The 4,970-nt window shown below is 62.4% G+C and carries 4 protein-coding genes; all 4 read right to left on the bottom strand.

All coding sequences use genetic code 11. The features are described from left to right. Nucleotides 1-443 precede the first annotated feature (443 nt). The 4 genes from FHG71_RS22715 to ugpB all read right to left on the bottom strand — a co-directional run bounded on the left by FHG71_RS22715 (nt 444) and on the right by ugpB (nt 4,613). Complete coding sequence (locus tag FHG71_RS22715) at nt 444-1,490, bottom strand: sn-glycerol-3-phosphate import ATP-binding protein UgpC (protein WP_139084045.1); 1,047 nt, start codon at nt 1,488-1,490, stop codon at nt 444-446. A gap of 1 nt (nt 1,491) precedes the next feature. Further along, nucleotides 1,492-2,340, bottom strand: coding sequence for a sn-glycerol-3-phosphate ABC transporter permease UgpE (gene ugpE, locus FHG71_RS22710; RefSeq protein WP_139084043.1), 849 nt, complete (start codon nt 2,338-2,340; stop codon nt 1,492-1,494). 4 nt (nt 2,341-2,344) lie between these two features. Next, nucleotides 2,345-3,223 (bottom strand): sn-glycerol-3-phosphate ABC transporter permease UgpA, encoded by an 879-nt coding sequence (gene ugpA, locus FHG71_RS22705; RefSeq protein WP_139084041.1) that lies wholly within the window; start codon nt 3,221-3,223, stop codon nt 2,345-2,347. A gap of 67 nt (nt 3,224-3,290) precedes the next feature. Further along, nucleotides 3,291-4,613, bottom strand: a complete 1,323-nt coding sequence (ugpB, locus tag FHG71_RS22700; protein ID WP_139084039.1) for a sn-glycerol-3-phosphate ABC transporter substrate-binding protein UgpB — start codon at nt 4,611-4,613, stop codon at nt 3,291-3,293. Nucleotides 4,614-4,970 lie beyond the last annotated feature (357 nt).

The following is a 4,970-nucleotide window of genomic DNA, read 5'->3' as shown; positions in this document are numbered from 1 at the left end:
CCCAAGGTCTTTCTCTCGGCCATCGCCTTGGCCGCAACCGTCATGTTCTGGCTATGAGTCCTGAGCGTAGGGACATAGAGGTGCTTGCCCCCAGCGTAACTGTATCATGCGACCGACTGCGCCAAGGACCGGAGTGTCACCTAAATCGAACACTCTGAAAGCTACAAGGATGAAGCCGTCTAACAACTTCGCAACCTCCGACAGCGTCGCAAGTGCGCAGCGCGATATGGGCGCGAAGCCTGAGGCCGGGAGGCGCCGTGAATCTCCTCGTAGCGCCAAGATGCCATCTCGGCAGAAACTGGTCCACCTGCGCCCGTATTCGGTTCGGGGCTCAATGGACCTGCCGGATGGTGATGGCCAGTTGCAAAAAGGCAAACGCCCGTGCCTTTGACAAGAGTGTTCCTGACGGCGGATGAGAGATGCAGAAGGGCAAACGCTGCATGTTAGAGTCGCAGGCCCGTTTGGGGGTTGAAGAAGTGCAACGCCGTGGAGTCCACGGATAGCCACACCTGATCCGGTACCTCCTCACCGGCCGGCCAGTTGGCGACCAGCGGCTGGCCTTCGATCCGTCCATGGACCAGCCGCGTGGCTCCCAACTCCTCGACGTAGTCGACTCGGACCGGCAGCGTGCCTGTGGCGCCGGGCGAGGCGCGGCTGAAATCTTCGGGGCGGATCCCCAAGGTCACCGAGCCCCGTCCCTCGGCCGGGGCGATCAGCTGGGCGCCGCCGATGCTGATCTGGCTGCCGTCTCTCCGGGCCGGCAAAAGATTCATGGCCGGAGCCCCAATGAAAGCCGCCACAAAGGTCGAAGCCGGTCGACGGTACACCTCCAATGGCGCGCCGATCTGCTCGATCCGGCCTCCATTCAGCACGACCAGCCGGTCCGCCAGGGTCATGGCCTCCATCTGATCATGGGTGACGTAGATCGAGGTGGTCCCGAGCCGACGTTGCAGCACTCGGATCTCGCCGCGCATGGAGTTCCGCAGCTTGGCGTCGAGATTAGACAAAGGCTCATCGAAGAGGAAAACCGCAGGCTCGCGGACAATCGCGCGACCCATGGCAACTCGTTGCCGCTGACCGCCAGACAGGGCGCGCGGTTTGCGGTCCAGGAATGGACCGATCTCAAGGATCTCGGCTGCGGCTGCAACCCGCCGGGCGATCTCGTCCTTGGGCATGCGCCTGTTCGTCAGCCCGTAGGCCAGATTCTGGCGCACGGTCATGTGCGGATAGAGAGCGTAGTTCTGAAAGACCATCGCGATGTCGCGATCGGCAGGCTCGACGTCGTTGACCACTCGACTGCCGATGCGGATCGTGCCGGACGTCACGGTCTCGAGGCCTGCGATCATGCGGAGGAGGGTCGACTTCCCGCAGCCGGACGGCCCGACCAGGACCAGGAACTCACCGTCGGCGATCTCGATCGAGATGTCGATCACGGCGGGGGTGCCCCCGAAGTAGGTCTTGCCAACCTTGTCCAATGTGATCGACGCCATTCTACTTTTCCGCCTCTATCAGGCCTTTGACGAAGAGTCGCTGCATGGCGATCACCACCAGAACCGGGGGCAGCATGGCGAGCACCACGGCGGTCATGACGAAGTTCCACCGTGGAAGGGCGTCGGCCACATCTGCCATGCGCTTGATGCCTGCGACGACCGTGTAGTAGCGCGCATCGGTCGTGACCAGGAGGGGCCAAAGATACTGGTTCCAGCCGTAGATGAACAGGATCACGAAGAGCGCGGCCATGTTGGTCCGTGATAGTGGGATCAAGATGTCCCAGAAGAACTTCATCGGCCCCGCGCCGTCGATCCGGGCGGCTTCGGTCAGCTCGTCCGGAATGGTGAGAAAGACTTGGCGGAACAGGAACGTCGCCGTGGCCGAGGCAATCAGCGGGATGGTCAGGCCGGCATAGGAGTTGAGCAGGCCCAAATTCGCCACCACCTCAAAGGTCGGCACGATCCGCACTTCCACGGGGAGCATCAGGGTGATGAAGATGAGCCAGAAGGCCAACTGCCGAAAGCGGAACCGGAAATAGACGATCGCAAAGGCCGAGGTGATGGAGATCGCGATCTTTCCGATCGCGATGACAAGGGCCATGACAAGGCTGTTAGCCATCATAAGCCCGAGCGGCGGCGCCCCGGATGTGGACACCCCCTGGCCCAGCATCGCGGCGTAGTTCTGGACGGCTTGATCTCCGGGCAGAAGGGGGATCACACCCCGGGAGAACGCGTTCGGGGGATGGGTGGAGGCGATCAATGCGATGTAGACGGGGAATGTCACCACCGCGACGCCGGCAATCAGCACCGCATGAGTGAGGATATTGAGAAAGGGGCGATGCTCGACCATCGGATCAGTACTCCACGCGCCGCTCGATCCAGCGGAACTGGATCATGGTCACTGCGATCACGATGATCATGAGGACCACGGACTGGGCGGCCGACGATCCGAGGTCCAACTCGATGAACCCGTCCTCATAGACCTTGTAGATGAGGATGTTCGTCGCCTGGTTGGGCCCGCCCTCCGTCGTGGCGTGGATGATCCCGAAGGTGTCGAACATCGTGTAGACGACGTTGACGACGAGCAGGAAGAACGTCGTCGGGGCGAGCAGGGGGAAGGTGATCGTCCAGAAACGTTTGAATGGGCCGGCCCCGTCGATGGCCGCGGCTTCCCGCAGCGAAGCCGGGATCGCCTGAAGCCCGGCCAGGAAGAACAGGAAGTTGTAGCTGATCTGCTTCCAGCTCGCCGCGACGATCACGAGGATCATGGCATCGACCGAGCGAAGGCTGTGATTCCAATCATATCCCAGCCCTTCGAGCAGGTAGGGCAGGACGCCAATGGTCGGGTTAAAGATGAACCACCACATGATGCCGGCCACGGCAGGGGCGACGGCGTAAGGCCAGACCAGGAGCGTCGTGTAGACGCGGGCCGTTCGCACCACCCGGTCGGCCGCGACGGCGAGAAGTAGGGCGACCCCCATCGAGAGGGCCGCGACGGCGATGGAGAACACCACCGTGACCTGAAGCGAGTTGATGTACTCCTCGCTGCTCATCAGGGCACGGTAGTTAGCCATGCCGGCGAAGGTCGTCGACAGGCCGAAGGCGTCTTCCCTCAGGAAGCTCTGGCGCACGGCTTGGCCGGCCGGCCACAGAAAGAAGACGATTGTGATCAGGAGTTGGGGGGCCAACAGGAGCCAGGGCAGAAGCCGTCCGCCGAAGTTGGTGCGTTTCATTTCGAAGCGTCCCGCTGAGAAGCGAAGGGCCCGCCGGAGCGGGCCCCCGAGTCGTGTGAACCCCGGATCACTGCCCGGCGGTCGACTCGAACTCGCGCAGCAGGGCGTTGCCGCGCTCCACCACGGCATCGAGCGCAGCCTGGGCGTCCCGGTCCCCTGCAAGCAGAGCCTGGAACTCCTCGTCGATGATGTCGCGGATCTGAACGTAGTTGCCGAAGCGGAGACCCTTCGAGTTCTCGGTGGGGGAATTCAGCGTGATCTGCTGAATGGAGAGCTCGGAGCCCGGATTAGCCTCGTAGAAACCCTGTTCCTTGGAAAGGTCATAGGCGGCCTGGGTGATCGGCAGGTAGCCCGAGAACTGGCTCCAGTCGGCCTGCACCTCGGGCGACGACAGATAGGAGAAGAAGTCGGCAGCCCCGCGGTAGGTTTCCTCGTCCTTGCCCTGAAGGACCCAGAGCGTCGCGCCGCCGATGATGGAGTTCTGCGGAGATCCTTCCATTTCCGCATAGTAGGGAAGCATGCCATAGCCGACCTCAAAGTCGGTGGCATTGGCCACGACAGCCGCCCGACCTGCCGAGGAATTGAAGAAGATCGCGCATTCTTGGCTGTAGAACTTGGGTGGGGCGTCATCACCGCCGCCAGGTCCGCCATACTGGAAAAGGCCCTCTTCCTGCCAGCGCGCCAGGTTGCCCCAGTGAAGAACCTGCAATGGGCCGTTCAGCGACAGTTCGGTGCCGAGACCGCCGAAGCCGTTCTCGAGCGTCCCGATGGGTTGGTTGTGCCAAGCCGAGAGGTTCTCGGTATGGATCCAGCTGATCCAGGCGGTGGTGAACCCGCAGGGGGCCGCTCCGGACTCCATAATTTGGCGCGAGTACTGCTCGAGTTCCTCCCAGGTCTTGGGCGGCATCTCCGGATTGAGTCCGGCCGCCTCGAAGACGTCCTTGTTGTAGTACATGATAGGCGTGGACGAGTTGAACGGCATCGAGAGCATGTTGCCCGCCGGATCCGTGTAGTAGCCCACGACCGCCGGAAGGAAGGCCGCCGGGTCGAACGGTTCGTCCATGTCCTGCATCAACTGGTAGACGGGGTAGACCGCGCCTTGCGCCGCCATCATTGTGCCAGTGCCGACCTCGAACACCTGCACGATCGCCGGCTGCTCGCCTGCCCGGAAGGCGGCGATGGCCGCCGTCATTGTCTCGGGATATGTGCCCTTGTAGGTCGGGACGACAACGTAGTCCTGCTGGCTTGCGTTGTAGCCGGCGACGATCTCCTCCAGCTTTGCGCCAAGCTCGCCGCCCATGGCGTGCCACCAGTGAACCTCGGTCTGTGCGGCGGCGGCGGAGGTCATAGCGCCTAGGGCAAGCGCCGAGACCGTTAGATAACGGGTCATTAGATTCTCCCGGTTAACCAGAATTCTCTTTTTATTATGGTTCATCGTGACGGTGGCACGGAGATTGTGTCAAGGTTTTGCAACAGACATGCCTCTTGACTGACGTATGGTCAGGACTTCGGGGAAGGACCTTCCCGCTTGGTCAGTGCTCAGGCAAGATAAACTTCAAACGAGATGATCTCTGTTGCGGATATTGACCTGCCCCCCGTCGCTCAGCCGGGGGCTGCTGGAATCGTGAAGCCGTCTGACCTGCTCCCCGGGTCTGGGCCACCCGGCTGGCTGTTCCGGGGGGGGTGTTCGGTCCGGGCGGGCCCTGAGCCGCGGACCGGTTTGTCGGCTCGATCGGGGCCTTGTGGC

The organism is Rubellimicrobium roseum (assembly GCF_006152145.1).
Taxonomy (GTDB): Bacteria; Pseudomonadota; Alphaproteobacteria; order Rhodobacterales; family Rhodobacteraceae; genus Rubellimicrobium; species Rubellimicrobium roseum.
This window is presented reverse-complemented; position numbering and strand designations above follow the sequence as displayed.